At 72.0% G+C, this 25742-nt stretch carries 26 protein-coding genes and 1 tRNA gene; 16 read left to right on the top strand and 11 right to left on the bottom strand.

All coding sequences use genetic code 11. From position 1 onward, the window contains the following. The first annotated feature begins 8 nt into the window (after positions 1-8). A complete protein-coding gene (gene pheA, locus ACIP6W_RS12255; RefSeq protein WP_251160387.1) occupies positions 9-977 on the top strand; it encodes a prephenate dehydratase in 969 nt (322 codons plus the stop codon). Positions 978-1153: 176 nt separating this feature from the next. Here pheA and ACIP6W_RS12260 read toward each other — a convergent pair whose 3' ends face one another. Next, positions 1154-2236 carry a diacylglycerol kinase family protein gene (locus tag ACIP6W_RS12260; protein WP_066658581.1) on the bottom strand — a complete coding sequence of 361 codons (1083 nt, stop codon included), beginning with the start codon at positions 2234-2236 and terminating at the stop codon, positions 1154-1156. 148 nt (positions 2237-2384) lie between these two features. Continuing rightward, complete coding sequence (locus ACIP6W_RS12265; protein ID WP_066655875.1) at positions 2385-2750, bottom strand: VOC family protein; 366 nt, start codon at positions 2748-2750, stop codon at positions 2385-2387. A gap of 60 nt (positions 2751-2810) precedes the next feature. On the opposite strand from ACIP6W_RS12265, the gene ACIP6W_RS12270 reads away from it, so the two are divergent. From ACIP6W_RS12270 to ACIP6W_RS12290, 5 genes are all read left to right on the top strand, one after another. After that, positions 2811-3272 (top strand): MarR family winged helix-turn-helix transcriptional regulator, encoded by a 462-nt coding sequence (locus ACIP6W_RS12270; protein WP_251160385.1) that lies wholly within the window; start codon positions 2811-2813, stop codon positions 3270-3272. A 74-nt stretch (positions 3273-3346) separates the two neighbouring features. Then, positions 3347-4615, top strand: a complete 1269-nt coding sequence (serS, locus tag ACIP6W_RS12275; RefSeq protein WP_400429827.1) for a serine--tRNA ligase — start codon at positions 3347-3349, stop codon at positions 4613-4615. Then, complete coding sequence (locus ACIP6W_RS12280) at positions 4612-5556, top strand: HAD family hydrolase (protein ID WP_400429829.1); 945 nt, start codon at positions 4612-4614, stop codon at positions 5554-5556. The genes serS and ACIP6W_RS12280 overlap by 4 nt, the downstream gene beginning before the upstream one ends. 62 nt (positions 5557-5618) lie before the next feature. Beyond that, positions 5619-5703, top strand: a tRNA-Ser gene (locus tag ACIP6W_RS12285). A gap of 3 nt (positions 5704-5706) precedes the next feature. After that, positions 5707-6234 (top strand): GNAT family N-acetyltransferase, encoded by a 528-nt coding sequence (locus ACIP6W_RS12290; RefSeq protein ID WP_066655866.1) that lies wholly within the window; start codon positions 5707-5709, stop codon positions 6232-6234. A gap of 177 nt (positions 6235-6411) precedes the next feature. On the opposite strand, the gene ACIP6W_RS12295 is transcribed toward ACIP6W_RS12290, so the two are convergent. Beyond that, positions 6412-6816, bottom strand: a complete 405-nt coding sequence (locus ACIP6W_RS12295; protein ID WP_251154485.1) for a hypothetical protein — start codon at positions 6814-6816, stop codon at positions 6412-6414. 208 nt (positions 6817-7024) lie between these two features. Next, a complete protein-coding gene (locus ACIP6W_RS12300) occupies positions 7025-7852 on the bottom strand; it encodes a LuxR C-terminal-related transcriptional regulator (protein WP_066655856.1) in 828 nt (275 codons plus the stop codon). Between the two features lie 111 nt (positions 7853-7963). Between ACIP6W_RS12300 and hxlB the strand changes: the two genes are divergently transcribed. Next, on the top strand, positions 7964-8536 hold the full coding sequence (gene hxlB / locus ACIP6W_RS12305; protein WP_400429831.1) for a 6-phospho-3-hexuloisomerase: 573 nt from the start codon (positions 7964-7966) through the stop codon (positions 8534-8536). 76 nt (positions 8537-8612) lie between these two features. Further along, a complete protein-coding gene (gene hxlA / locus ACIP6W_RS12310; protein ID WP_066658574.1) occupies positions 8613-9251 on the top strand; it encodes a 3-hexulose-6-phosphate synthase in 639 nt (212 codons plus the stop codon). Positions 9252-9309: 58 nt separating this feature from the next. Here the strand turns inward: hxlA and ACIP6W_RS12315 are convergent, their stop codons facing one another. From ACIP6W_RS12315 to ACIP6W_RS12325, 3 genes are all read right to left on the bottom strand, one after another. After that, positions 9310-10704, bottom strand: coding sequence for a PepSY-associated TM helix domain-containing protein (locus ACIP6W_RS12315; protein ID WP_400429833.1), 1395 nt, complete (start codon positions 10702-10704; stop codon positions 9310-9312). A gap of 82 nt (positions 10705-10786) precedes the next feature. Then, complete coding sequence (locus ACIP6W_RS12320) at positions 10787-11800, bottom strand: LacI family DNA-binding transcriptional regulator (protein WP_066655849.1); 1014 nt, start codon at positions 11798-11800, stop codon at positions 10787-10789. 203 nt (positions 11801-12003) lie between these two features. Next, complete coding sequence (locus tag ACIP6W_RS12325) at positions 12004-13239, bottom strand: Gfo/Idh/MocA family protein (protein WP_144411460.1); 1236 nt, start codon at positions 13237-13239, stop codon at positions 12004-12006. Positions 13240-13433: 194 nt separating this feature from the next. On the opposite strand from ACIP6W_RS12325, the gene ACIP6W_RS12330 reads away from it, so the two are divergent. The 5 genes from ACIP6W_RS12330 to ACIP6W_RS12350 all read left to right on the top strand — a co-directional run bounded on the left by ACIP6W_RS12330 (position 13434) and on the right by ACIP6W_RS12350 (position 18050). After that, complete coding sequence (locus ACIP6W_RS12330) at positions 13434-14405, top strand: carbohydrate ABC transporter permease (protein WP_081985026.1); 972 nt, start codon at positions 13434-13436, stop codon at positions 14403-14405. 32 nt (positions 14406-14437) lie between these two features. Continuing rightward, on the top strand, positions 14438-15391 hold the full coding sequence (locus ACIP6W_RS12335; RefSeq protein WP_400429836.1) for a carbohydrate ABC transporter permease: 954 nt from the start codon (positions 14438-14440) through the stop codon (positions 15389-15391). 12 nt (positions 15392-15403) lie between these two features. Continuing rightward, a complete protein-coding gene (locus ACIP6W_RS12340) occupies positions 15404-16777 on the top strand; it encodes an ABC transporter substrate-binding protein (RefSeq protein WP_400429838.1) in 1374 nt (457 codons plus the stop codon). Between the two features lie 114 nt (positions 16778-16891). After that, on the top strand, positions 16892-17362 hold the full coding sequence (locus tag ACIP6W_RS12345; protein WP_066655844.1) for a BLUF domain-containing protein: 471 nt from the start codon (positions 16892-16894) through the stop codon (positions 17360-17362). 76 nt (positions 17363-17438) lie between these two features. Further along, positions 17439-18050, top strand: coding sequence for a ScbR family autoregulator-binding transcription factor (locus ACIP6W_RS12350; RefSeq protein ID WP_158407764.1), 612 nt, complete (start codon positions 17439-17441; stop codon positions 18048-18050). A gap of 32 nt (positions 18051-18082) precedes the next feature. Here the strand turns inward: ACIP6W_RS12350 and ACIP6W_RS12355 are convergent, their stop codons facing one another. Continuing rightward, entirely contained in the window at positions 18083-18541 is a 459-nt protein-coding gene (locus ACIP6W_RS12355) for a BLUF domain-containing protein (protein WP_271826759.1), read from the bottom strand. Between the two features lie 61 nt (positions 18542-18602). Here ACIP6W_RS12355 and ACIP6W_RS12360 point away from each other — a divergent pair, with 61 nt between their 5' ends. Genes ACIP6W_RS12360 through ACIP6W_RS12370 form a run of 3 tightly spaced genes read left to right on the top strand, consistent with a single transcriptional unit; the run spans position 18603 to position 20683 of the window. Further along, positions 18603-19349, top strand: a complete 747-nt coding sequence (locus ACIP6W_RS12360; RefSeq protein WP_400429844.1) for an MSMEG_4193 family putative phosphomutase — start codon at positions 18603-18605, stop codon at positions 19347-19349. 33 nt (positions 19350-19382) lie between these two features. Then, positions 19383-19910: a DUF3090 domain-containing protein gene (locus ACIP6W_RS12365; RefSeq protein ID WP_066655829.1), complete on the top strand. Its 528-nt coding sequence runs from the start codon at positions 19383-19385 to the stop codon at positions 19908-19910. Continuing rightward, entirely contained in the window at positions 19907-20683 is a 777-nt protein-coding gene (locus ACIP6W_RS12370) for an SCO1664 family protein (protein WP_251154492.1), read from the top strand. Before ACIP6W_RS12365 ends, ACIP6W_RS12370 begins: the two co-directional genes overlap by 4 nt. A gap of 120 nt (positions 20684-20803) precedes the next feature. On the opposite strand, the gene ACIP6W_RS12375 is transcribed toward ACIP6W_RS12370, so the two are convergent. The 3 genes from ACIP6W_RS12375 to ACIP6W_RS12385 all read right to left on the bottom strand — a co-directional run bounded on the left by ACIP6W_RS12375 (position 20804) and on the right by ACIP6W_RS12385 (position 25554). Further along, on the bottom strand, positions 20804-22822 hold the full coding sequence (locus ACIP6W_RS12375) for a VWA domain-containing protein (protein WP_400429847.1): 2019 nt from the start codon (positions 22820-22822) through the stop codon (positions 20804-20806). Beyond that, entirely contained in the window at positions 22815-24230 is a 1416-nt protein-coding gene (locus ACIP6W_RS12380) for an AAA family ATPase (protein WP_209685614.1), read from the bottom strand. The genes ACIP6W_RS12375 and ACIP6W_RS12380 overlap by 8 nt, the downstream gene beginning before the upstream one ends. A gap of 124 nt (positions 24231-24354) precedes the next feature. Continuing rightward, positions 24355-25554, bottom strand: coding sequence for a cobalamin-independent methionine synthase II family protein (locus ACIP6W_RS12385; RefSeq protein ID WP_307810457.1), 1200 nt, complete (start codon positions 25552-25554; stop codon positions 24355-24357). Between the last annotated feature and the right edge of the window lie 188 nt (positions 25555-25742).

Raw genomic sequence — 25742 nt, forward strand, 5'->3', positions numbered from 1 at the left:
TCTGGCGCATGACCGACCGTGCCACGCCGTCCGACACGTACTCCTACCTCGGACCCGCCGGCACGTTCACCGAGGCGGCACTCAAGCTCGTCGAGGCCGCCGCCGGCAAGCCCTGGCGCAGCGTGAACAACGTCGGCGAGGCGCTCGACGACGTCGTGACGGGACGGTCGGTCGGAGCGGTGATCGCGATCGAGAACAGCGTCGACGGCGGCGTCAGCGCCACGCAGGACGCCCTGGCGCGGATCCCCGGCGTGCGGATCGTGGGCGAGTACCTCGTGCCCGTCGACTTCGTGCTCGTGGCCCGGCACGGCACCGCCCTGTCGGACGTGCGGACCGTGAACGCGCACCCGGTCGCGTACGCGCAGACGCACCGCTGGCTCGAGACCAACCTGCGCGGCCACGGCCACATCCCGGCGTCGTCGAACGTCGCCGCCGCGACCGCGCTGCTCGACGAGCACCCCGTCGCGGACGCCGCCGTGGCCCCGCCGGGGATCACCGACCACCACGACCTGGCGGTGCTCGCGTCGTCCATCGGCGACAACGCCTCGGCGGTCACCCGCTTCGTGCTCGTGTCACGCACGCTCGCGATCCCGGAGCGCACGGGAGCGGACAAGACGAGCGTCATCGTCGAGCTGCCGAGCGAGCACCCCGGCGCCCTGGTCGACATGCTCGAGCAGTTCGCGACGCGGGGCATCAACATGGGGCTGCTGTCCTCGCGGCCGATCGGCGACGAGCTCGGGCGCTACCGGTTCGTGATCGACCTCGACGGACACGTGCACGACGAGCGGGTGGCCGACGCCCTGCTCGGTCTGCGGCGGTTCAGTCCCCGCGTGACGTTCCTCGGGTCGTACCCGCGCGCCGACGGCTTCCGCCCGGAGGTCTCCGCGCGCTACTCGGACGAGGCGTTCGTCGAGGCACGGGACTGGCTCCGCGCGATCGTCTCCGGCGAGCCCGAGGCTGAGCCCGAGGCCGGCTGAGCCCGAGCCCGAGCCTGGCGGAGACCCGGCGGAGCGGCTGGTCCGGCAGTGGCGCGACGTGCCGCCGAACAACCGGAGGCACGTCGCACCACGCTCTTCGGTGGTTCGACGTGCCTCCGGTTGTGCGGGCCGCTCTCCGTCCCAGCAGGCGCACTCCTGCCGGAAGGGTGCCCGCGTCAGCTGTGGGCGTTCTCGACCCGGCGCGTGTTGCGGGTCTGGTCCTGCGGTCCGGCGACGCGCACCCGCAGCCCACCGGTGTCGATGCGCGCCTTGAACGCCACGACCTCGCCGACCGGGTCGCCGTCGATCTCGAACTCGTCGGGACGCTCGAGCCGCGCCACGAACTCCTGACCGCGGATGTAGCGCAGCGGTCGTTCGTCGCGGGCCGCGGTGGCGATGCGCTTGCCGACCTGGGTCTGCCCGATCTTCGAGCGGCGGAACGAGCGCAGGATCGCGTTCTCCCAGAACACCCGGGCGCCGATCCGGACCCACCCGAAGAACCCGCGGGGCCGCATCACGACGATGTCGAACACGCCGTCGTCGATCTCGGCGTCCGGCAGGAGCGTCGCGCCGGCCTGCAGCATCCCGCAGTTCCCGACGATGAGCGAGTGCGCGCGCACGGACTGGTTGCCCTCGCCGTCGAGCCGGTACCGGAACTCGAAGGCGTCGGCGTCGCGGAGCGACCGGAAGAGCGAGTCGACGTAGGCGAGCCAGCCGACCTTCTTCTTCAGGTCGTCGTTCGTGTTGGCGAGCATCCGGGCGTCGAGCCCGAGCCCGGCCATGACGACGAAGCCGAACTGCTCGCGCTCACCGCCCTCGCGCTCGACCTCGAGCTCACCGAAGTCGATCGGGCGGTCCTCGCCGCGGAAGATCGTCCGGACGCTCGCACCGAGGTCGTCGATCGGCGCCGGGATGTTCCGGGCGAGCAGGTTGCCGGTGCCGCTCGGCAGCAGGGCGAGCACGGCGTCGGACCCGTGCACGATCTCGGCCACGGCACGGACGGTACCGTCACCGCCGGCCGCTGCGACGACGTCGGCTCCGGCGTCGAGCGCGGCCTTCGCCATGCCGCCGCCCGGGTCCTCCTCCGAGGTCTCGAACCAGAGGGTCTCGGCCCAGCCGGCTTCCTGCTCGTGCTCCGCGACGGTGCGCTGCAGGGTCTCGAGGTCCACCTTCACCGGGTTGTAGACGACCGCGGCCGTCTTCTGCTCGGTGGGGAGGGCGTCCTGGCCCGCGGGCGCGGTCTCCGATGGTGTCGACATGCTGCCGACGTTACCGACGGACGCCTGCGAGCGACCGGCCGGGTCGGCGCGCGACCGCCCGGGTCGGCAACCCGACCGGCCGTACCGGCGCACGACCGCGCGCATCGATGATCGGCGACCGCCCGAGTCGGTGGCCCGCCCGTCTGGCTCAGCGCCGGTCGTGCAGCGTGACCGGGTAGCCGTCCGGGTCCGCGAAGGTGAACGTCCGACCGAACGGGCCGTCGAACGGCGGGGTCACGATCGTGTGCCCGTCGGCGACGAGCGCGTCGTGGATCGCCTGGACGTCGGTCGCGTGGAACCACAGTGCGACGCCGAGCGCGGGCTGCCCGGCGGACAGGTCCGTCCCGGGTACGAGGTCGCGGAGCGCGAACGCGATCGGCTCGGTCTGGAAGACCACGGCGTGCGGCGGGCCGGCGGGGGAGCGGACGAGTCCGAGGTACCGCTCGTAGAACGCCTGCGAGGCGTCGAGGTCGCGGACCTGCAGCGAGGTGAAGTCGATCCCGGTGGCGGGCATGGTGTGCTCCTTCGTCTGTGTCAGATGCCTGACACGAGCAGTATGTGTCAGACTCCTGACATGCGTCAAGCGCGGATCGACCTCGACAGCTCGGTCGGCTACATCCTGAAGGAGGCCGCCAGTGCCCTGCGCGCCGCCATGGAGGACGCCCTCCGTCCCCTCGGCATGACGGTCACGCACTACTCGTGCCTCGAACTGCTCGCCCAGCGCCCCGGCATGTCGAACTCCGACCTCGCGCGCGGCACCTTCGTCACCCGGCAGTCGATGAACACGCTCCTGCAGCAGCTCGAGCGCGACGGCATCGTCACCCGGCCGGCCACCCCGACCACGGGCAAGGTGCTCCCCACCACGCTCACCGCAGCCGGACGGCGACAGCGCGAGGCGGCGAGTGCGGCGGTCCGGCAGGTCGAGCTCCGGATGACCCGGGACCTCGACGAGGCGGGCCGCGCAGCGGCCTTCCGCCTGCTGCGCGGGATGGTCGCCGCCCTGCGTGACGTCCCGTCGGGTGCCGTGACCGACTGACGGACGGGAGGCCCGTGGCGGGGCCGCCACGGGCCTCCCGTCCGGCGGTCACACGCTCCCTCTAGGATGATCCGGTGATCGATCTGCAGCTCCTGCGCGACAACCCTGACCTCATCAAGGCCTCGCAGGAGGCGCGCGGCGCCTCCGTCTCCGTCGTCGACGACGCGGTGTCCGCCGACACCGCCCGTCGCGCTGCGATCACGTCGTTCGAGGCGCTGCGCGCCGAGCAGAACGCGTTCGGCAAGACCGTCGCGAAGGCCCCGAAGGACGAGAAGCCCGCGCTCGTGCAGCAGGCGCAGGCGCTCGCCGCACGCGTGAAGGAGGCCCAGGCCGAGGTCACCTCGGCGGAGGAGGCGTTCGACCGTGTCGTCCGCTCGATCCCGAACGTGGTGCTGCCGGACGTGCCGAAGGGCGGCGAGGACGACTTCGTCACGCTCCGCACGGTCGGCTCGAAGCCCGAGTTCGCCTTCGAGCCGAAGGACCACGCCGACCTCGGCGAGCACCTCGGCATCATCGACATCCCGCGCGGCGTCAAGGTCTCCGGGTCGCGCTTCTACTTCCTCCGCGGCCTGGGCGCCCGGCTCGAGATCGCCCTCATGCACCTCGGGCTCGACCGCGCCGTGGAGCACGGCTTCGAGCCGCTCATCACGCCGACGCTCGTGCGTCCGGAGACGATGGCGGGCACCGGGTTCCTCGGCGAGCATGCGGCCGAGGTCTACCGGCTCGAGGCCGACGACCTCTACCTGACCGGCACGAGCGAGGTCGCCCTCGCCGGGTTCCACGCCGACGAGATCCTGTCGTTCCCGGAGTCGGGCGACCCGATCCGCTACGCCGGCTGGTCGACCTGCTACCGGCGCGAGGCCGGGTCGGCGGGCAAGGACAACCGCGGCATCCTCCGCGTGCACCAGTTCAACAAGCTCGAGATGTTCTCGTACGTGCTCCCGGAGCAGGCCGAGGCGGAGCACCAGCGCCTGGTCGCGATGCAGGAGTCGATGATGCAGGACCTCGGCCTGCACTACCGCGTGATCGACGTCGCCGGCGGTGACCTCGGCACGAGCGCCGCACGCAAGTACGACATCGAGGCGTGGGTCCCGACGCAGGGCACCTTCCGCGAGCTCACGTCGACCTCGAACTGCACGACGTTCCAGGCCCGTCGCCTCGACACCCGGTACCGGACGTCGACCGGGAAGACGGCGCCGGTCGCCACGCTGAACGGCACGCTCGCGACCACCCGCTGGATCGTCGCGATCCTCGAGACCCACCAGCAGGCCGACGGGTCGGTGGTCGTGCCCGAGGTGCTGCGGCCGTACCTGGGCGGCGTCGAGGTCATCGAGCCCCGATGAGCGCCCACGAGCGGTTCGTCGACGGGTCGGCGCAGGGCGGCGGCTCCGGCGCCGGTGCGTCCGGCTCGGGCTCGGTCGCTGCCGGCGGCGCTGTCGCTGGTGCTGCCGGCGCTGCTGTCGGTGGTGCTGCCGCGTCTCCGCGGACGAAGCGCTGGCTCGTCGCGCTCGACGTGGACGGCACGACGATGCGCGAGGACGGTGTCATCACGGACACGGTGATCGACGCCGTCCGCGACGCCGAGGCCGCCGGGCACGAGGTCATGCTCTCCACCGGACGCAGCGAGGGCATGACGATCCCGCTGCTCGAACGCCTGGGGCTCCGGTCGAAGTACGTCGTGTGCGCCAACGGCGCGCTGACCCTCGCCCGCCAGGACGACGGGTCCTACCGCCGGGTCCACGTCGAGCGTTTCGACCCGACCGAGGTCCTGCAGGTCATCCACGGTGCCCTCGCGAACGCGGCGTTCGGCGTCGAGGACGAGACCGGCCACTTCCTGCTCTCCGGCAACTTCCCCGACGACACGATGACCGTCGCCGGCGAGCACGTGCCGTTCGAGCAGCTGCTCGGGACCGAGGCCACCCGCGTCGTCGTCATCTCGCCGGGACACGACACCGAGGACTTCCTGCAGGTCGTCGAGCGCATGGGGCTGCAGAAGGTGTCGTACTCGGTCGGCTGGACGTCCTGGCTCGACATCGCTCCCGAGGGCGTGACGAAGGCCACCGCGATGGAGCGCGTCCGCGAGTGGCTCGACATCCCACGCTCCCGCGTCATGGCGGCGGGTGACGGGCGGAACGACATCGACATGCTGCGCTGGGCGTCGACCTCGGGACGCGGAGTCGTCATGGGGCAGGCCCCGGACGACGTCGTCGACGCGGGCAACGAGCTGACCGGCGGGGTCACCGACGACGGGCTCGCCGCGGCACTCGACGCGCTGCCGCGCTGACGGACGGCAGGTTCGCTAGACTGCCCGGGACGCGATCACGTCTCGCCACGTGGTCGCGTCACGGAGGGTTGTCCGAGCGGCCGATGGAGCCTGTCTTGAAAACAGGTGGGCAGCAATGTCTCGTGGGTTCGAATCCCACACCCTCCGCACATGAGCACCGGGACCCGCCTCCGACTGATCGAGCTGTCCGATGCAGCCGAGCTCGCCGCGATCGTCCGCGCGAGCGCCGATCACCTGCGACCGTTCGAGCCGACGCGGCCGGACAGCTACTTCACCGAGGCCGGGCAGCGCGCGACCATCGGTGTCCTGCTCGCCGCCGCGCAGAACGGCTCGGTGCCCTTCGTGATCGTGGGAGATGACGACGAGTTGCTCGGACGGATCACCCTGAGCGGTGTGACCCGTGGCGCCCTGCAGTCGTGTGCGCTCGGGTACTGGATCCGTGCCGACCGAACGCGGCAGGGGCACGCGACCCGTGCGGTCGGGCTCGCGGTGGACCACGCGTTCCGGGAGCTCGGGCTGCACCGGGTCCAGGCAGAGACCCTCCCGGAGAACACCGGCTCGCAGCGGGCGCTCGAGCGGAACGGCTTCGAGCGGTACGGGTTCGCGCCGAAGTACATCCGGATCGCCGGCGAGTGGCGCGACCACGTCATGTTCCAGGTGCTCGCGCCGGACGCCTGACGCGCGGACGCCCGAGCCGAACGCGCGCGGTGCCCGCTGCCCCCGCTGCGCCCGCTGCCCCCTGCCCGCTGCACAACGGGAAGCACCTCGCGCCGTGGAACGACGTGGCGCGACGTGCTCCCCGTTGTGCGCGGGCGTGTCGAACCACGACCCCGACGTCGAGCCAGTGCGCGGTCGTCAGGGGGTGTACGGGGCGTCCGGCCACGGCACGACGAGCGCACCGCCGGTGAGCGCGAGCGAGCACGCGAGCCCGACCCCGGAACCGATCACGAGCCCGAGGACCGCGAACCCAGCCGCCGACGCCCCGCCGTGGCGAGCGAGGCGCGCCACCATCAGCAGCAGGAGGAACCCCACCACGTGGCCGACGACGAGTCCGACGAGTCCGAGGGGGATGCCGGGGTTCGCTCCCGATCGGTCGGGGGTCGCGCCGCGGGTGGCCTCCTCCGATGCCAGGAACAGCCACAGCCACGAGCAGGCCCCGCCGAGGACGCCGAGCCCCACGGTCGCCCAGTAGAGCGCGACCCAGCCCGGTCGCGTCCACCCCGACCGTTCGTCCGTGCCGACCGTCGCCCCCGCTGTCATCGGGGCAGCCTAGCGTGCCGCCTCGCGCTGCACGCTGCACGCCGCACGCTGCACGCCGCACGCCGCACGCCGCACAACGGGGAGCACGTCGCGCCGTGGAACGACGTGGCGCGACGTGCTCCCGGTTGTGCGCGCGCACGTCGAACCACGATCCCGCCGTCGAACCACGATCCCGCCGACACGGAGGCGAACCGCGGAACGGCCGGGCTCAGGGGCGGGCGCCGAGCGCGGCGAGCTCCGCGCGGGTGCGGGCACCGTGCTTCCGGAGCAGGTTCGCCACGTGGTACTTGACCGTGTTCGGACTGATCCCGAGCCCCTCGGCGATCTCCCGGTTCCCGACGCCGGTCACCACGAGCCGCAGCACGTCGCGCTCCCGCTCGGTCAGGTCGGTGTCCTCCGGCAGGTCGGCCGCGCCCGGCGCCGGGTCGAGGGGGAGCGAGATGTCCAGGGTCGAGCCCCAGCCCGGCGTGGAGTCGACGTGCATCGTGCCGTCGAGGGCGACGACCCGCTCGGCGATCGGGCGGACGGCATCGTCGTGCGTGTCGAGGGTGCCGGCACCGTCGTCCCGGAGTTGCATGAGCAGGTTGCGCCCGTCGCAGTCCCACTGGATCCGGACGCGTCGGGCGACCCCGCCGTCGACCAGGGCGAGCACGGCCGTGCGGACGATCGCTCGTGCGCTGTGCGCGACGTCCCCGGGCAGGGCCCTGCCGGTCGTCGGCGGCTCGACGAACTGCACGTCGAGGTCACCGAACCGGACCAGCGGGCGGAGGTCGGCCCGCAGCCGTGAGAACGCCCCGGTGACGGGTTCGAGCAGGGTGCTCCGCTGCCGGTCGGTCACGGTCCGGAGCTCGACGAGTGCGGCCGAGGCGATCTCGACGGCCTCGGCACGGGCGGCGGCGTCGGACAGGCGGTTCGCGCGCAGGGCGGCGAGCACCGACTCGAGGGTCAACGCGTGACGGTCGGCCTGCTCCGCCACCGTCCGGGCGTGCTCCGACGCCGCGATCCGGCTGGCTGGTGCGTCCGGTTCCGTCTCCACGAGGACCGAACGTACTCGTCCCACCCGGACGGACGGTCCCACCCGATCGGGTGGGTGGACCGCCTGCCCGGGCAGCGGCGCGATCGACCCCGCGCGAGGAGCATCGGAGTCATGGCCACCACGACGACCGCCGACGCCCTCCGAGTGATCGGCGACGAGCTCCAGGAGCTGATCGCGACCGTCGGCCGCGCCGACCAGGCACCGTTCGCGCGTGCCCTCGACCTGCTCGCCGACGCCGAGCGTGTCTTCGTGCACGGCGCCGGACGGTCCGGACTCGCGCTCCGGATGACCGCCATGCGCCTCATGCACCTCGGGCTCGACGTGCACGTCGTCGGCGAGGTCACGACGCCCGCGATCCGGCGGGGCGACCTGCTGCTCGTCGCGAGCGGCTCGGGCACCACCGGCGGCATCGTGCAGGCAGCCCGGACCGCGACCGAAGTCGGGGCGCAGGTGCTCGCCGTCAGCACGACGGACGACTCCCCGCTGTCCGAGGTCGCCGACACCACGCTCGTCCTGCCCGCCGCCACGAAGACGGACCGCTCCGGCACGGCCTCGGCGCAGTACGCGGGCGGCCTGTTCGAGCAGGGCGTCGCGCTCCTCGGGGACGCCCTGTTCCACGCGCTCTGGCAGCGCAGCGGGCACTCCGCCGACGACCTGTGGCCGCGGCACGCGAACCTCGAGTGAAGCGACCGTGACGCCGCCCATGCGGCCCGAGCGCGCCACCGAGACCCCCACGAACCACCACCGGAAGGACACCACCATGCAGCTCCAGTTCGCCATGGACACCCTGACCACCGAGGCCGCCCTCGACCTCGCCGGCAAGGCCGCGCCGTACGTCGACGTCATCGAGCTCGGCACGCCGCTGATCAAGAGCGCCGGCCTCTCCGCGATCACCGCGATCAAGGAGGCGCACCCGGACAAGGTCGTCTTCGCCGACCTCAAGACGATGGACGCCGGCGAGCTCGAGGCCGACATCGCCTTCACGGCCGGTGCCGACCTCGTCACCGTGCTCGGCGTCGCGGGTGACTCCACCATCGCCGGTGCCGTGAAGGCCGCGAAGGCGCACGGCAAGGGCATCGTCGTCGACCTGATCGGCGTGCCCGACAAGGCCGCCCGCGCGAAGGAGGTCGTCGCGCTCGGTGCCGAGTTCGTCGAGATGCACGCCGGCCTCGACGAGCAGGCCGAGGAGGGCTTCACCTTCGAGACGCTGCTGCGCGACGGCGAGGCCTCGGGCGTCCCGTTCTCGGTCGCCGGCGGCATCACCACCGACACGATCGAGGCCGTGCAGGCCTCGGGCGCCCGCATCGCGGTCGCCGGCAGCGCGATCTACAGCGCCGACGACGTGGCCGCCGCCGCGTCCGCGCTCCGCGACGCGATCTCGGAGCCCGCCTCCGCCTGATCCGGACCACCTGACGGACGGGAGGCCCGTGGCGACACCGCCACGGGCCTCCCGTCCGTCACCGGGCGCGGCGACGGAACGTCGTGACCAGTGCGTCGACCAGCAGGAACCCGAGCAGGGTGACCCCGACGACGGGCAGCAGCAGCGCGAGGCCGACGGCGGCGACGACGACCGCGGCGGTGCCCCACCACTGAGCCCTGGCCAGCGCACCCGCGGCGGGCGCGCGACCCGCACGCGCGCCGGTGGGACGCCGCTGCCACCACATGAGGTAGCCGAACACGACCATCGCCGCGATCCCGAGCGCCGCGAGCAGCAGCACGACCTGGTTCGCCAGGCCGAACAGCGCGCCCATGTGCGTGTTGATGCCGAGCTTGGCGGCCTTCGCCATGAGCGGGTAGTCGGCCCAGGTGACCCGCGACACCGCCGTCATCGTGCCCGGGTCCACCGCGACCGCGTTCATCGCGACCGGCCAGCTGAGCTTGATCTCCTCGACGGTCCACGCCGTGTCGGCGGCCGCCGGCGGACGGATCCGGACCTCGGCCGCGCGGACACCGGAGTCGCGGGCGACCGCGAGCACCTCGTCGAACTGCTCGGGCGTCGTCGTCGGGGAGCCCATCGGCATCGAGCCACCGCCGTGGTGCCCGGCGTGCCCCCCGCCCGACGTCGCCGACGAGCCGTCGAGTGCGGTGTCGACCGTCGGCGCCTGCCAGCTGAGCGTCGAGCGGAGCGCGCTGACGTTGTCGCCCGCGAAGTGCGACCAGGTGATGCCGGTGGCCGACAGGAAGAGCGCGCCGAGGAGCACCCACGCGCCCGTCGCGGCGTGCCAGGAGAACGTCCTCCGGTACCCGGTCGCACGGTTGTCCGGCAGCACGAGGTCGCGCTTCCGCCGTGCGCGCCGGATGCGGAACGCCCAGAGGCCGATGCCGGCGAGCGACACGATGCCGAGCCACGACGCCGCGGTCTCGCTGTAGAGCCGCCCGACGTCGCCGAGGAACAGGCTGCGGTGCACGGTGCTGATCCAGGTGCGGAAGGGGAGCGACCCCGACGTGCCGTAGACCGGCAGGTCCCCGCGCACCGCGGCGTCGCCCGGGTCGACGAACACCGCACGGGTCTGGGACTCGAGCAGGCCCTCCTCGGTGAACATCACGCGCGTGGTGGTGCCGGGCGTGGGGGCCGGGCGGACCTCGGCGACGGTGTCGTCCGGGTGGTGGCCGGCCACGTAGCGCTCGGCGGCCGCGACCTGGTCGGCGAGGGGGAGCGCAGGCGCGGACGACGGCGCCGTGAGCTCCTGCCGGTACACGCCCTGCTCGACGGTCGGTGCGACGGCGTACACGGCGCCGGAGAGCGCCGCCACCAGGACGAACGGGCCGACGAAGAGCCCGGCGGTGAAGTGCAGGCGGAGGAGGAGCTGGGCGAACCAGCCGCGGGACGGAGGCGGGGCGGTGACGGGCATCGGAGCGCAGGGTCCTGTCGGGCTGTCGGGCTGAGGTGCGGCACCGTGCCGCACGAGCGCTCACTCTACAAGACGTAGAACGTCAGCGTCGCACGTCGCAGCCGCAGCTCGCCCCGAGCACGAGTTCCGCCGGCACCAGGTCGAGGTGGTGGTCGTCGGGGTCTTCCCGCGCGAGCACCCGGTCGACCGCGGCCGCGGCCATCGCCTCGACGGGTTGCCGGACGACGGTGAGCTGGGGGTTCGTGTAGTCGGCCTCCGCCACGCCGTCGAACGAGACCACGGCGACGTCGTCCGGGGAGCGGAGCCCGAGCTCGTACAGGGCGCGCAGGAGTCCGACGGCCTGCAGGTCGGAGCTGACGAAGACGGCGCGCGGTCCGGTGCCGCCGCCGAACATCCGGAGGCCCGCCTCGTACCCGCCGGCGCGGTCGAACGAGCAGCGCACGATCGGTCCGTCCGGCAGCCCGGCCGCGCGCAGGGCCTGCATCCACCCCTGCTCGCGGAGCTCCATCGACCCGGTGTGCCCCATGACGAGCCCGATCTCCCGGTAGCCGTGGTCGACGAGGTGCTGCGTGCCCTCGCGGGCGCCGCGCAGGGCGTCGACGCCGATGCTCGCGTACTCGGGTACCTCGAAGAAGGTGTTGAGCAGCACCATCGGGATGCCGGGGTCGGTCGTCGACGACAGGTCGGGGTGCGTCATGATGCTCGTCACGATGATCCCGTCGACCTGCCGGGCGGACAGCGTGCGGAGCCGCTCCCGCTCCTGCTGGGCGTCCCCGTCGCTGTTCGCGATGAGGAGGTCGTACCCCCGGGCCGCCGCGGCGTGCGTGACGGCCACCGCGAGCTCCGACCAGAACGGGTTGTCGAGCTCGGGCACGATCAGGCCGAGCATCTTCGAGGAGCCGGTGCGGAGTGCCTGGGCGCTCGCGTTCGGGCGGTAGCCGAGCACCCGGATGGCCTCGCGGACCCGCGCAGCCGTCTCCGCGGCGACCGGGCGCGGACCGTCGTGCACGACGTAGCTGACCACCGACGTGCTCACCCCTGCGTACCGGGCGACGTCCGCACGGGTGACCGCCCTCGGGTTGGTCGGCACGGTCACGGGATCACCTTCGTCGGTCGGTCCGTCGGCCGCTCGGGCCGACGGGAGCGGCCCGGCGCCGTCACGGGACGGGGCCGGGCCGCACTGGTCGCACGGGATGCCCGCGCGGACTCCTCGACGTCGTCGGGTGACGGTCGTCGTCGGGCGCCGTCCGACGTCGGGTGACGACCGTGGTCGGGCGCCGTCCGTCGCCGAGCGGCGGGCTACTCGCTCGCGATCCTAGACGAGACGGTGCTGGTGGCGGGCTCGGGTGCGTCGCCGTGGTCGGGGACGGGCAGCCGCACGCCGCCCTGCAGGGCCGACCGGTGCGCGACGATGCCGGGCAGCGTGTACCGGGCGGCGACCCAGGCGTTCACCGGGGGGAGCGTCCCGTCGACGACCGCGCGGACGAAGTCGTCGACCAGGAAGTGGTGGCTGCCCTCGTGCCCGGTCGGCACCCCGTCGAACTCGGCGGGCAGGCGGTCGACGTCGTGCACGGGGGCGTAGCCGGACACGAACGCGTCCCGGAGGGCCGGGTCGACGTCGGCGAGACGCGGGTCGTCGAGCTCCATCGTCGGGCGGGTGTCGATCTGGTCGCTGACGTCGTGCACGGCCTCCTTGTCCTGCCACACGCTGACCGTCGCGAGCTGCTCGAAGCTGGCCTCGGTGCCGAAGTACCGGAAGCGGGACTCGCGGAGGTGCGACGGGTAGCCGACCCGTCGCATCTCGTTGATCCGGACGACACCGCCGTTGTCGAGCTCGAACAGGGCGGTCGCGTTCGAGAAGTCGTTGTCGAACTGGCTGACCTCCTTGTCGAAGACGCCGTCGTCGCGGTCGTCCTTGACGCCGATGCAGCTGACGCTGACCGCGTGTCCGGGGATCGCGCCGAGGACGCCACCGACCGAGTGCGTCGGGTAGAGCATGGGCGGGTAGCTCGCAGTGCGCTTCCACTGCTCGCCGCCGCTGTACTGGTAGGCGGCGTAGAAGCCGAGGTCCATGTCGTGGACGTAGTCGCCCTCGGCGTAGAACACCCGGCCGAAGGCGCCCTCGGCCACCTGCTTCCGCGCGAAGACCGTCGCCGGGTTGTAGTGGCTCGTCTCGCCCATCATGTAGGTGAGCCCCGTCTCGCGGACGGCTTCGATGATCGCGGCGATCTCGTCCTCGGTGACCGCCATCGGCACGGCGGAGTACACGTGCTTGCCGGCCCGGAGGGCGCGGACGACGAGCGGACCGTGCGTCCACCGCTGGGTGAAGATCGCGACGGCGTCGACGTCCGAGGCGAGCACGGCGTCGAAGTCCTCGAGCGTGCCGTCGAGGTGCTGGGCGGCGACGAGGTCCTCGGCGCGGCCCTCGACCACGTCGGTGACGAACACCCGGTCGACGTCCGGGTGGATCTTGAAGAGCTTGGCGAACTGGGGCGCGAACTGGCCGGCTCCGACCATTCCGATGCTGATCATCAGTGACCTTCCGAGGTGGGGGACGTGTCGCCGAGCAGGTCGCTCCGTCGCGATCGCCGCCAAGCATTGCACAGCGGTCTACACGTGACAACCCCTTGGAGCGCGCCACAAATCAGTCCTTGTGACGCCGAGTCCCCACGTGTAGATTCCCCGCCACGGACTGCCGACGTCAGTCCACCGCAGACGAAGGAGTCGCGATGGCAACCGAGAGCCCCTTGTCGTCACCCCTGGTGACGGCACCACCACGGACCGCGCGGAGTGCCGACACGGCACGTGCCCGGACCACCACACCACGCCGCCGACGACGGAACGACCTGTGGCTCGCGCTCGTGTTCATCGCCCCCGCGTCGGTCGGGTTCGCGGTGTTCCTGCTCTGGCCGACGATCCGGGGCATCTGGCTCAGCTTCACCACGTACAACCTGCTCACCCCGCCGGTGTTCACGGGCCTGCAGAACTACGAGCGCCTGGTGCAGGACTCGATCTTCTGGAACTCGATGCTCGTCACCGTCGAGTACGTCGTGCTGAACATCGGCTTCCAGACGGTCCTGGCGCTCTTCATCGCCGTCATGATGCACCGGCTCACGCAGTCGACCTTCGTCCGGGGCATCGTGCTCGCGCCCTACCTGGTGTCGAACGTCGTCGCGGCACTCATCTGGCTCTGGATCCTCGACACGCAGCTCGGCATCGGCAACGAGGTCCTGTCGGCGATCGGTGTCGGACGCATCCCGTTCCTGCAGAGCGACGTCTGGGGCATCCCCACGATCGCCTTCATCAACGTCTGGCGGAACGTCGGTTACACCGCACTGCTCATCTTCGCGGGCCTGCAGGCGCTGCCGGAGAGCGTCTACGAGGCCGGCCGCATCGACGGTGCGAGCGAGTGGAAGATGTTCTGGCGGATCACGGTCCCGCTGCTGCGCCCGATCCTGTCACTGGTGCTCATCATCACGATCATCGGCTCGTTCCAGGTGTTCGACACGGTCGCGATCACCACCCAGGGCGGCCCCGCCAACGCCACGAACGTCGTGCAGAACTACATCTACAACCTGGCCTTCGGCCGGTTCCAGTTCGGGTACGCGTCCGCCGTCTCGGTGGCACTCCTCGTCGTCCTGAGCATCATCACGATCGTCCAGTACCGACTCTCGCGCTCCGGCGAGAGCGACCTGGACTGACGGCCACCGAAGCAACCGGAAGCGAGTCGACGATGACCAGCACCCTGCCCCCGGTGGTCGAACCCACCACCACGCGCGCCCTCACCACCCGCGGCGCGAAGCCCCCGCGTCCGAAGCCGTCCGTCGGACGGGTCCTCGCCTGGACCGCGATGATCGCCGTGATCGTCATGACCCTGTTCCCCTTCTACTGGATCCTCCGAACGGCGCTGTCGTCGAACGGCGCGATCTCCGCCGACCCCACCTCGCTGCTGCCGACCGGCTTCAGCCTGGGCGGGTTCGAGCGGGTGTTCGGCTTGCAATCCACCGAGGAGGCCCTGGCGCAGGGCGGCTCCGGCGCGGCGATCAACTTCTGGCAGTACCTGCTCAACTCGGTCGTCACCGCGACGATGATCACGGTCGGGCAGGTGTTCTTCTCCGCCGGAGCCGCCTACGCCTTCGCCCGCCTGCGCTGGCCGGGACGCGACCGGGTGTTCGGGGTGTTCCTCGCCGGGCTCATGGTTCCCACGATCTTCACGCTCCTGCCGAACTTCACCCTGATCAAGTCGCTCGGCCTGGTCGACACCCTGCTCGGGATCGCCCTGCCCTCGATGCTGATGACCCCGTTCGCGGTGTTCTTCCTCCGGCAGTTCTTCCTCGGCATCTCCCGCGAGGTCGAGGAGGCCGCACTCATCGACGGCGCCGGGAAGGTCCGCGTGTTCTTCCGGCTCGTCCTGCCGATGGCATCGGCGCCGATCGCGACGCTGGCGGTCCTCACCTACATCACGGCGTGGAACGACTACTTCTGGCCGCTCATGGTGTCGTACACGGACAGCTCCCGCGTCCTCACGGTCGCGCTCGGGGTGTTCAAGTCGCAGACGCCGCAGTCCGGCACCGACTGGGCGGGCCTCATGGCGGCGACCCTCGTCGCCGCGCTCCCGATGATCGTGCTGTTCGGCGTCTTCGCCAAGCGCATCGTCAACTCCATCGGCTTCTCCGGGATCAAGTAGGGAACCCCGCACATGACGCACTCCATCTCCCGACGCGCACTGTTCGCGGGCGGTGCCTCGGCCCTGGCGCTCGGCGCCCTCGCCGCCTGCTCGTCCCCGAGCACGCCGGACCCCCGCAGCGGCGCGACCGGCACCGTGTCCTACTGGCTGTGGGACGCGAACCAGCTCCCGGCGTACCAGGCCGTCGCGAAGGCCTTCGAGCGTGAGAACCCCGACATCCGGATCCGCATCACCCAGCTCGGGTGGAGCGACTACTGGACGAAGCTCACCGCCGGGTTCATCGCCGGTACCGCGCCCGACGTGTTCACCGACCACCTGTCGAAGTTCCCGCAGTTCGCCGACCTCGACGTGCTCCACCGGCTCGACGAACTCGAGGCGACGAGTGCGATCCGCGACGACGACTACCAGTCCGGCCTCGCGCAGCTCTGGAAGGGGCGCGACGGGCACCGCTACGGGTCGCCGAAGGACTGGGACACGGTCGCGATGTTCTACGACCGGAACGTGATCGCGAAGGCCGGCTACTCGGCCGAGGACCTCGCCGCGCTCGAGTGGAACCCGGACGACGGTGGGACCTTCGAACGAGCGGTCGCGCACCTGACCATCGACGGCAAGGGGCGCCGCGGGGACGAGCCCGGCTTCGACAGGTCGGACGTGGCGGTCTACGGCATCAGCGCCAACGGCAGCGGTGGCGACGGGTTCGGGCAGACGCAGTGGTCGCCGTTCACCGGCTCGATCGACTGGTCCTACACGAACCGGAACCCGTGGGGGAACGCGTTCCGCTACGACGACCCCGCGTTCCAGAAGACGATCTCCTGGTACTTCGGGCTCGCCGAGAAGGGCTACATGCCGAAGTACGGAGTGTTCTCCACGACGACCGGTCCGGACGTGCAGCTCGGGTCGAAGAAGGTCGCGCTCTCGTTCAACGGGTCGTGGATGATCGGCGCCTACGCCAACCTGCAGGGCGTCGACGTCGCCATCGCCCCGACACCGAAGGGGCCGATCGGGCACCGCGCGTCGATGTTCAACGGCCTGGGTGACTCGATCACGAAGCAGGCGCGGAACCCGGAGGCCGCGGCGAAGTGGGTCGCGTTCCTCGGCAGTGCCGCCGCGCAGGAGATCGTCGGCCGCGCGGGCATCGTCTTCCCCGCCCGCCGGTCGGGCACGGACGCCGCGGTCGCCGCCTTCCGGGAGCGCGGGCTCGACGTCTCCGCGTTCACCGAGCAGGTGGCGGACGGCACGACGTTCCTGTTCCCCGTCACCCGGAACCCCGCCGACGTCCAGGCGCTCGTGCAGCCGGCGTTCGACGGCATCTACGCGAACGGCAAGCCCGTGTCGACGCTCACCGGCGTGAACGAGCAGGTCAACACGCTCCTCGCGCTGACCTGAGCCCCGCTGGATCGAGCACGGCCACCCCCACCGGTCGTCCGCACACCGCACCCGACTGCGGTGTGCGGACGACCGCATTGACCCTCCACCGGAGCAGCACACAGACTGGCGCCGATGACGCAACTCACCTCCCTCGTGTACATGTCCGTCGCCGTCGACGAGATGACCGACGACCACCTGGTCGCCATGCTCCGTGAAGCCCGCCTGCGCAACGAGGCGCTCGGTGTCTCCGGACTCCTGCTCGCCAAGGGCGGCCGCTTCATGCAGGTGCTCGAGGGTCCCTCCTGGAGCGTCGAGGACCGCTTCGCCGCGATCGAGCGCGACACCCGCCACGAGGGCGTGAAGTCGCTCTCCCGCGAGGACATCGACACCCGCCGCTTCGACGGCTGGTCGATGGCGTTCGGCAACCCGTCGGACCTCGAGGTCCGCGACGAGCCCGGCTTCAACACCTTCCTCACCGAGCGCTCCGGCCTGCCGGCCGAGCTGGCCGGCTCGCCGGCCGACTGGCTGCTCCGCTGGTTCCGCGGACGCGACCTGCAGGACGTACCCGAGGAGCGCATGACCCTGGCCCGCCACGCCGCGTGACGACCTGACGGGACCCCCTCGGACTGGAGGCACGGTGCGGGCCCGCACCGTGCCTCCAGTTCGAGACACTGGTCACGTGGGGAAACGTGAGCAGATCTTGGTGGCCGCGGCGGAGGAGTTCGACCGGGTCGGCTTCGCCGCCACGTCGATCGCCGCCGTCGCGCGCCGCGCCGACGTGGCGCAGGGCACCCTGCACTTCCACTTCCCGACGAAGCTCGCGCTCGCCCTCGGCGTGATCGACGAGCAGAACGCGCGGACCTTCGCGGAGGTGAGCCACGACGCCGCGTCGCCGACGGCCGCCCTGATCGGGGCGTCGAAGCAGATCGCGGACCTGCTCCGCACCGACCCGATCGTGCGTGCCGGCATCCGCCTCTCGCTCGAACGCGGCGAGTTCTCCGGAGCGACGTCGTCGTTCTACGAGCAGTGGATCGGCGGCATCGTGGACGTGTTCTGCGTTGCGATCGGCAGCGGTGAGCTCGAGACCGACCTCACCCCGGAGGAGCTCGGCGGTTCGGTCGTGCCCTACTTCACCGGGGTGCAGCTGGTCGCCGAGGTGCGGAGCGGTCGCGCGGACCTCGACCCCGCGGTCGCGGTGATGTGGCGGGTGCTCCTGCAGGCGACGGCCGCGCCGGCGCACCGGGCACGTCTGCTCGGGGTGGTCGCCGACACCTTCCGCGCGGCAGGCTGACCTCGTGGACCGTCGACGGGCGGAGGTCCGCGTCAGCGGTCGGTGAGCTCCCGGTCGCGGAACCACTTGAGCAGCCATGCGGCGCTCGTGCCGTCGAACTCCGGGGCGAAGTCCATCGTGCCGGAGAGGAACGGGCTGAACCCGTCCTCGGTCGCCACGTCGGACTCGTCGAGCGACCGGTAGGCCATCGACCAGCCGTCGAACCGCCGGCGCTCGATGTCCTCGCGGATCAGCGACTTCACCCCGTCGTGCCGAGGGTCGCGCGCGATGGCGCCGAAGCGGTCGTCGACGCTCCACGACGGGCCCTCGAGCAGCTGCATGAACCGGCCGCCCTTCGCCACGAGCAGACCGGAGACCCCGAGTGCCTCGTTCCGGAGCCGTGACTCGCGCAGGAGCTCGGCGAGCGCGTCGTCGTCGAAGGGCACGGCCGAGCGGCTCATGTAGACGATGGAGACGAGCACCGCACCATCTTCGTGCATGGTGCGGCGCACGCCGACCACTGTCCACCATCCGCTTCGCGTCCTGGTCGCCCTGGTGCCTAGGATCGACCGCATGGCGACCGTCCTCCTCGTCCGGCACGGACGCACCACCGCGAACGCGACCGGGGTCCTGGCGGGTCGCACCGCCGGGGTGGCACTCGACCGCGTCGGCCGCGAGCAGGCCGACCGGGCCGCCGAGCGCATCGCGCCGATCCCGCTCGCCGCGCTCGTCACGAGCCCGCTCGAGCGCTGCCGACAGACCGCACGCGCCCTGCTCGCCCGCCAGCAGGGCAGCCCCGACGTGCGGGTCGAACGGGCGATCACCGAGGCCGACTACGGCGACTGGCAGGGCCGGAAGCTCGCGGACCTCGCGAAGGAACCACTGTGGCGCACGGTGCAGGCGAACCCCAGCGCCGTGGTGTTCCCCGGCGGCGAGTCCATGCAGACGATGCAGTCCCGTGCGGTCGCCGCGATCCGACGGATCGACGCCGAGGTCGAGGCGCAGCACGGCCCGACGGCGGTGTGGGTCGCCGTGAGCCACGGCGACATCGTGAAGTCCGTCCTCGCCGACGCGCTCGGCATGCACCTCGACCTGTTCCAACGCATCGCGGTCGGTCCGGCGTCCGTCTCGGTCGTCCGCTACGGGGAACACCGGCCCGAGGTCGTCGCCACCAACACCGACTCCGGCGACCTGTCGTGGCTCGCCGCGGCACCGGCCCCCTCGGGCGACGCCGCGGTCGGCGGCGGAGTAGGACACGACGGGACCGGCTCGGCGGACGGAGCGGTCGGCAGCGGTGAGCCGGGGACCGCTCGACCCTGAACGGACGGAGCCGCACGCTCCTACAATCGGGTCATGCCCACCATCGTGCACGGCTTCGACTGGCCGGAACGTCTCGTCGTCGGGACGGTCGGCCGCCCGGGTGAACGCGCCTTCTACCTGCAGGCACGCGACGGCAAGCGGGTGACCAGCGTCGCGCTCGAGAAGGAGCAGTCCGCGGTGCTCGCGGACAAGGTCGCCGAGCTCCTCGACGAGGTCGCGACCGTCGAGGACAACCGCTTCAGCGTCCCGCCGGCGGCACCGTCCGAACTCCGGGACGCCGCGCCGCTCGACCAGCCGGTGGAGCCCGAGTTCCGCGCGGGTGCCCTGAGCCTGGGGTTCGACCCGGCGACGGCGCAGGTGGTGATCGAGGCGTACCCGATCGAGGACGAGCTCGAGATCGTCACCGAGACGGACGAGGACGGCGACGAGGTCGAGGCCGTCGTCGAGATGCCCGAGCCCGCCGAGGTCTTCCAGGTGAAGATCCCCGTCGGCAGCGCCCGGGCCTTCGTCGAACGCACGCGCGAGGTCGTCGCTGCCGGTCGGCGCCCCGGCGACGCATGAGCGACGACGCACCCCGGTACGACGGCCCGCTGACGATCCGGGCGCGCATCCGCGAGGCGTCGAACGCCACCTTCCTCGCCGACCTCGACGGCGAGTCCGTCGTGTACAAGCCCGTCGAGGGGGAGCGTCCGCTGTGGGACTTCCCGGACGGCACGCTCGCTGGTCGGGAGGTCGCGGCACACCTGGTCTCCGAGGCCTTCGGCTGGGGCATCGTGCCGCCCACCTGGCTCGGCGACGGCCCGTTCGGCCCCGGCATGGTCCAGCGCTGGCAGGACGTCGACCCGGAGCAGGACCCCGTCGACCTGGTGCCGACCGAGGAGGCCGACGCCGAGGGCACCCCGTGGTTGCCCGTGCTCGAGGCCATCGACGAGCACGACCAGCCCGTCACGCTCGTGCACGAGGACACCGCGGCACTCCGCCGGATGGCGGTGTTCGACGTGGTGGTGAACAACGCCGACCGCAAGGGCGGGCACGTGCTCGCCATGCCGGACGGGCACCGCCACGGCGTCGACCACGGGCTGACCTTCCACGTGGACCACAAGCTCCGCACGGTCCTGTGGGGCTGGATCGGGGAGCCGCTCGACCCCGACGAGCTCGAGGGGCTCGACCGGGTGTCCGAGGCGCTCCGCGGCGACCTCGGCGTCGCGCTCGCCGAGCACCTGACCCGCGGGGAGATCGACAACCTGCGGGCCCGGTGCGCCGCGCTGCGCGCGGTCGGGATGTTCCCGCCGCCGCCCGGACACGGACCCGCCGTGCCCTGGCCCCTCTTCTGAAGGACGGGAGGCGCGGCACCGTCCGGTGCCGGGGCCCACGCCGGCCGGTTCCCGGCAGACGCGCCAGCGGCTGCCGGGCCGTGCCCGGTGGGGAGCCTCCCGTCCGTCGGCTGGCCCCGGTCAGCCTGCCCGGTCGTCGCCGAACAGGGACGTGCCTCCGCGACGGGAACCGAGGTACGACCCGACCACGGCGACCCCGAGGTCGTCGTTCTCGGGCGCGACGACCGAGCCGTCCACCCGTCGGGCCATGGCGTCGATGAACCGCGCCAGCCCGGGGTCGTCACCGAGTCGGAAGAACGTCGTCTGCGCCCCGAGCCGGCCGGCGTTCTCGAGCTCGCGGACCGTCAGCGCGATCGTCACGGGATCGGGCGGGTAGCCGAACCACACCTGGCCGTTCGGCTCGAGGTGCGAGGTCGGCTCGCCGTCGGTCACGACCAGGAGCACTGGCTGCGCCGTCGGGTGCTTCCGGAAGTGTCGGTTGGCCAGCAGCAGTGCGTGGTGCAGGTTCGTGCCCTTGTCCCACTGGGCGTCGAGGCCGACGAGTCGTTCGACGTCCATGACCTCCGCCTCGCGCCCGAAGGCGATGAGCTGCAGGTCGTCGCCGCGGAACCTCGTGCTGACGAGGGTGTGCAGCGCGAGGGCCGTCCGCTTCATCGGGACCCAGCGGTCCTCCATCGCCATCGAGAACGACGTGTCGACGAGGAGCGCCACGCACGCCTGGGTCCGCGCCTCGGTCTCCTGCACCTCGACGTCGTCGATCGTCAGGCGGACACCCGGTCCGGTGCGTCCGTCCGCCGCGGTCCGGACCAGGGCGTTCGTGATCGACCGGGGGAGGTCCCACGGCTCGGTGTCACCGAACGCCCACGGTCGGGTCGCCCCGGAGGGCTCGCCCGACGCCCCGGCGCGACGGAGGTCACGCGCGCCCTGGCGCCCCGACATCCGCTCGGCCACGTCCCTGAGCAGGCTCTTGCCGAGCTGCCGCATCGCCTTCGGGGTCAGCCGGAGGTGCCCGTCCGTGCCGCGCTGCACCGCGCCCGAGTTCCGCAGGGCCTGCTCCAACCGCTGCAGGGTCCTGGCGTCGACGGTGGCCTCGTCGCCCAGCTGACGCTGCAGGGCGTCGAGGTCGAGGTCGGCGAGGTCGGACCCGGGCCCGGACTGCGCCAGCTGCTCGGCCAGGGCGTCGAGGTCGGCGATGTCCTGGAAGACCCCGGTCCCGTCGCCGAGTCCGAGGCCCTGCTCGCCGTCCATCCGCTCGGAGCTGCCCCAGTCCTCGCCGGGGCGGAGCGCGCGGAGGGTGTCGTCGAGCTGCCCGAGCTGACCCATCAGGTCCGGTGAGCCGAACGCCTGCTGCGCGAGCGCGTCGAGCTCGTCGCGCTGCTCCTGCGTCATCGAGTTCCGCATCCGCTGCGCGGCCGCGGCTCGTGCGGCGAGGTCGTCGAGCAGCTCCTCGACGTTCTGCGGGCGGGACGGGAAGTACTGCCCGTGCTGCGCCGTGAACGCGTCGAACTGCTCCTGCGTGTCCGTGCCTCGGCGGTGGTCGTCGAGCAGCTGGTTGAGGTCGCGCATCATCGCGGACACGGCTGCGCGGTCCTCGTCGCTCGCGTTCTCGAGCGCCTGCTTCATGCCGGCGAAGCGCTGGTCGAGCACCTCGCGCCCGAGCAGGTCCTTGATCTCGTCGTACTTCTGCCGGGCCGTCGGACTCGTCCAGTCGTAGCCGTTCAGCTCCTGCACGGCGCTCGCGGGCGACGGCGGCAGGCTGTCGAGCTGCAGCTCGGCCAGGGCGCGGTCGCCGTCGTCGAGGTCGACGTTCCGGGCGAGTTCACCGCGCTCGGCGAGCAGGGCCTGGTCCAGGAGCTCCTTGACCTGCTGCAGGGTGCCGTCGAGGTTGTTCCGGCTGGTGAGCTCGCGCCGACGTTCGGCGACCCGACGCATGAGGTCGTCGAGCCCGCGCTGGGTCTGGCCGCCGCGCCGGAGGAACTCGCGGAGGGCGCGCTCGGGGGAGGTGCCGCCCATGACGTCCTCGCCGATGGCGTCGAGCGCCTCGGCCAGGTCGACCGGGGGAGCGAGGGGATCCGGTCCGCCCTCGTACTTCCCGTAGCGGGCGTCGCGGGTCAGGCGGCGGTTCTGCCGGCTAGCCATAGACGGCCTCGCCGCCCCCCGACTCCTTGCTGATGCGCCGGGCGAGGAAGAGCCCCTCGAGCGCGAGCTCGATCGCGCCGGCCCGCTCGCCGTCGTCGGTCGCCCCGAGTCGCTCGCACACCTGGTCGTAGACGTCCGACTCGCCGATCGACGGGAGCCCTTCGAGGAAGGCCCGGGCGCTGACCTGCTCGCCCGTCGTCACCATCGTGCCGCCGTCGAGAGCCTCGACGAGGACGCCGAAGTCGATCCCGCGGAACCGCGAGCGGACGGTCTCGGCGGTGGCGGTGCGGAGCAGGTGCTCGAGGACCTCGTCGGCGCGGTCCTCCTCCCCGTTCTCGAACTCGATCTTGCCGCCGAGGACGTCGACCGCGGTCTCGAGGTCGATCGGCCGCGCGACCGGGTGCTCCTCGCCCTGCCGCGCGGCGCGGTGCACGGCGGCGGCGGAGATCGTCTCGGCGCCGGCGATGGCGAAGCGGGCGCTGACGCCGCTCCGCTGGTCGACGGCGCTGGACTGGCGCAGGGCGCGGGTGAACCGGGCGAGGATCTCGACCAGGGCGTCGGGGACCTCGGCGGTGAGCTGGGCCTCCTGCCGGATGACGGCGACCTCGTCGGCGAGCTCGATGGGGTAGTGCGTCCGGATCTCGGCGCCGAAGCGGTCCTTCAGCGGCGTGATGATGCGGCCGCGGTTCGTGTAGTCCTCGGGGTTGGCGCTGGCGACGACGAGCACGTCGAGGGGCAGGCGCAGCACGTAGCCGCGGATCTGCACGTCGCGCTCCTCCATCACGTTGAGCATCGCGACCTGGATGCGCTCCGCGAGGTCGGGGAGCTCGTTGATCGCGACGATGCCGCGGTGCCCGCGGGGGATCAGCCCGAAGTGGATGGTCTCGGGGTCGCCGAGACTGCGGCCCTCGGCCACCTTCATCGGGTCGACGTCACCGATCAGGTCCGCCACGCTGGTGTCGGGGGTCGCGAGCTTCTCGACGTAGCGCTCGTCGCGGTGCACCCACGAGATCGGCAGGGCGTCGCCGAGCTCCTCGGCACGGCGGGTGCTCGCGGTGGTGATCGGCTCGAACGGGTGCTCGCCGAGCTCGGACCCGGTGATCACCGGGGTCCACTCGTCGAGCAGCCCCTGCAGCGTGCGGAGCAGGCGGGTCTTGCCCTGCCCGCGCTCGCCGAGCAGCACGACGTCGTGCCCGGCGATGAGCGCACGCTCGAGCTGGGGGATGACGGTCGTCTCGAACCCGTGCAGGCCGGGCCAGGGGTCGCGGCCCTCGCGCAGGGCCTGGAGGAGATTGTCGCGGATCTCGGCGCGGACCGACTTCTGGACGTGCCCAGCAGCGCGGAGCTCGCCGACCGTGTGGATGTCAGGTCGGGTCACGGTCCGCACGCTACGCCCGCGCACCGACATGCGGACGGGAGGCGCGTCTCGGCGCTCGGCTCCGGAGAACGCAACCTCGGCGACACCTCGCAGCGCTGTACCGCTGCGAGGGCCTGCCGACGTTGCGTCTTGCGGGAACAGCGCGGCGGGAGCGTCAGCCGAACAGGCGGCGCGACGCGATCTCCGCACCCTCGACGAGTGCTCGGAGCTTCGCCCACGCGACGTCCGCGGCGACGAACTCGTAGCTCGCGAAGGTCGCCAGGCCGCAGTCGGTCCCGGCGACGATGCGGGTGGGGTCGCCGACGGCCTCGGCGGCCTCGACGATCCGGTTCGCCACGAGCTGCGGGTGCTCCAGGTAGTTGGTCGTGACGTCGATGACGCCCGGCACGAGCACCGCGTCGTCGGGGAGCGGCAGGTCGCGGAAGGCCGGGAACTCGTGCGCGTGCCGCGGGTTGCCGAACGGGATGCTGAAGGACCCGACCTCGGCGCGGTACAGGTGGGGGAGCAGCACGTCGACCGGGACGTCGTCCTGGTGCGGGCCCTGCCAGTTGCCGTAGCAGACGTGCAGCCGCGTCTGCTCCTTCGGGATGTTCCGCAGCGCGTGGTTGAGCGCGTCGACGTGCAGGTCCACGGCGGCCAGGAACTCGTCGAGCGACGCGTCGCCGAAGTGGATCACGCGCTCCATGGCGAGGTCCGGGGCGTCGAGCTGCAGGACGTGCCCGCGGGCGACGATCTCCTCGTACTCGACGCGGAGCTGCTCGGCCAGCGCGAACACGTACTCCCGGTGGTCGCGGTAGTGCGGGTTCTCGTCGTCGAGCAGCAGGGTCGTGGCGACGATGCCCGGCGTCGCGGCGGAGATGAAGGTGCCGGCCGGGGTGCGGCCGTCGGCGGCGTTCCGGGCGAGCTCGCGTTCGAAGCCGTCGAGGTCCTCGCGGATGCCGGCGCGCTCCTGGTCGTACTCGAGCAGCCCCTGGGCGAGCGGGGTGTCCCACACCCGGGCGAACTCCGTGCCCTCGTCGATCTGCCGGGCCTGGAACGCCGCGTACTCGGGGAACTTCACGCTGTCGAGCGTCGGCTTGCGGTGACCGGAGCCCCCGAACCCCGACAGCCGGTCGCGGATGTAGGTCGAGAAGCCGACGCGCGGGACCTCGCCGTCGTTGACGACGTCGAGGCCCGCGTCGAGCTGCGCGTCGACGGTGCGCGCGAGCACGGCGGCGGTCTCCTCGCGGAGTGCCTGTTCGTCGTGCGGCTTCCCCTGGTCGCGGGCCACCAGGAGCGCGGTCAGCTCGGGCGAACGGGGGAGCGACCCGGTGTGCGTGGTCAGGATGCGGTCGATCGAGTTCTGGGTGGGCACGTCGTCACGCTACCGACGCGGGCTGCGGCCGCGTGCGGTCGTGACGTCGCGCGTCACCGCGACCCGACGCAGAAGGGAGGCACGGTGCGGGCCCGCCCCGCGCCTCCCGTCCGCGTCGCACGAGTTCCTGAATCTGTAAGGACGTAAAGCTGCGCTGGTACTGGGAACCAGCCTGGAATCTCCGGAGT

The organism is Curtobacterium sp. NPDC088465 (assembly GCF_044753165.1).
Taxonomy (GTDB): domain Bacteria; phylum Actinomycetota; class Actinomycetes; order Actinomycetales; family Microbacteriaceae; genus Curtobacterium.

Coding starts and splice junctions, on each gene's coding strand:
- pheA (WP_251160387.1), top strand. CDS start 9: ATGACCGACCGTGCCACGCCGTCCGACACGTACTCCTACCTCGGACCC.
- ACIP6W_RS12260 (WP_066658581.1), bottom strand. CDS start 2,236: ATGTCGACACCATCGGAGACCGCGCCCGCGGGCCAGGACGCCCTCCCC.
- ACIP6W_RS12265 (WP_066655875.1), bottom strand. CDS start 2,750: ATGCCCGCCACCGGGATCGACTTCACCTCGCTGCAGGTCCGCGACCTC.
- ACIP6W_RS12270 (WP_251160385.1), top strand. CDS start 2,811: ATGCGTCAAGCGCGGATCGACCTCGACAGCTCGGTCGGCTACATCCTG.
- ACIP6W_RS12280 (WP_400429829.1), top strand. CDS start 4,612: ATGAGCGCCCACGAGCGGTTCGTCGACGGGTCGGCGCAGGGCGGCGGC.
- ACIP6W_RS12290 (WP_066655866.1), top strand. CDS start 5,707: ATGAGCACCGGGACCCGCCTCCGACTGATCGAGCTGTCCGATGCAGCC.
- ACIP6W_RS12295 (WP_251154485.1), bottom strand. CDS start 6,816: ATGACAGCGGGGGCGACGGTCGGCACGGACGAACGGTCGGGGTGGACG.
- hxlB (WP_400429831.1), top strand. CDS start 7,964: ATGGCCACCACGACGACCGCCGACGCCCTCCGAGTGATCGGCGACGAG.
- hxlA (WP_066658574.1), top strand. CDS start 8,613: ATGCAGCTCCAGTTCGCCATGGACACCCTGACCACCGAGGCCGCCCTC.
- ACIP6W_RS12315 (WP_400429833.1), bottom strand. CDS start 10,704: ATGCCCGTCACCGCCCCGCCTCCGTCCCGCGGCTGGTTCGCCCAGCTC.
- ACIP6W_RS12330 (WP_081985026.1), top strand. CDS start 13,434: ATGGCAACCGAGAGCCCCTTGTCGTCACCCCTGGTGACGGCACCACCA.
- ACIP6W_RS12335 (WP_400429836.1), top strand. CDS start 14,438: ATGACCAGCACCCTGCCCCCGGTGGTCGAACCCACCACCACGCGCGCC.
- ACIP6W_RS12340 (WP_400429838.1), top strand. CDS start 15,404: ATGACGCACTCCATCTCCCGACGCGCACTGTTCGCGGGCGGTGCCTCG.
- ACIP6W_RS12345 (WP_066655844.1), top strand. CDS start 16,892: ATGACGCAACTCACCTCCCTCGTGTACATGTCCGTCGCCGTCGACGAG.
- ACIP6W_RS12360 (WP_400429844.1), top strand. CDS start 18,603: ATGGCGACCGTCCTCCTCGTCCGGCACGGACGCACCACCGCGAACGCG.
- ACIP6W_RS12365 (WP_066655829.1), top strand. CDS start 19,383: ATGCCCACCATCGTGCACGGCTTCGACTGGCCGGAACGTCTCGTCGTC.
- ACIP6W_RS12370 (WP_251154492.1), top strand. CDS start 19,907: ATGAGCGACGACGCACCCCGGTACGACGGCCCGCTGACGATCCGGGCG.
- ACIP6W_RS12375 (WP_400429847.1), bottom strand. CDS start 22,822: ATGGCTAGCCGGCAGAACCGCCGCCTGACCCGCGACGCCCGCTACGGG.
- ACIP6W_RS12380 (WP_209685614.1), bottom strand. CDS start 24,230: ATGTCGGTGCGCGGGCGTAGCGTGCGGACCGTGACCCGACCTGACATC.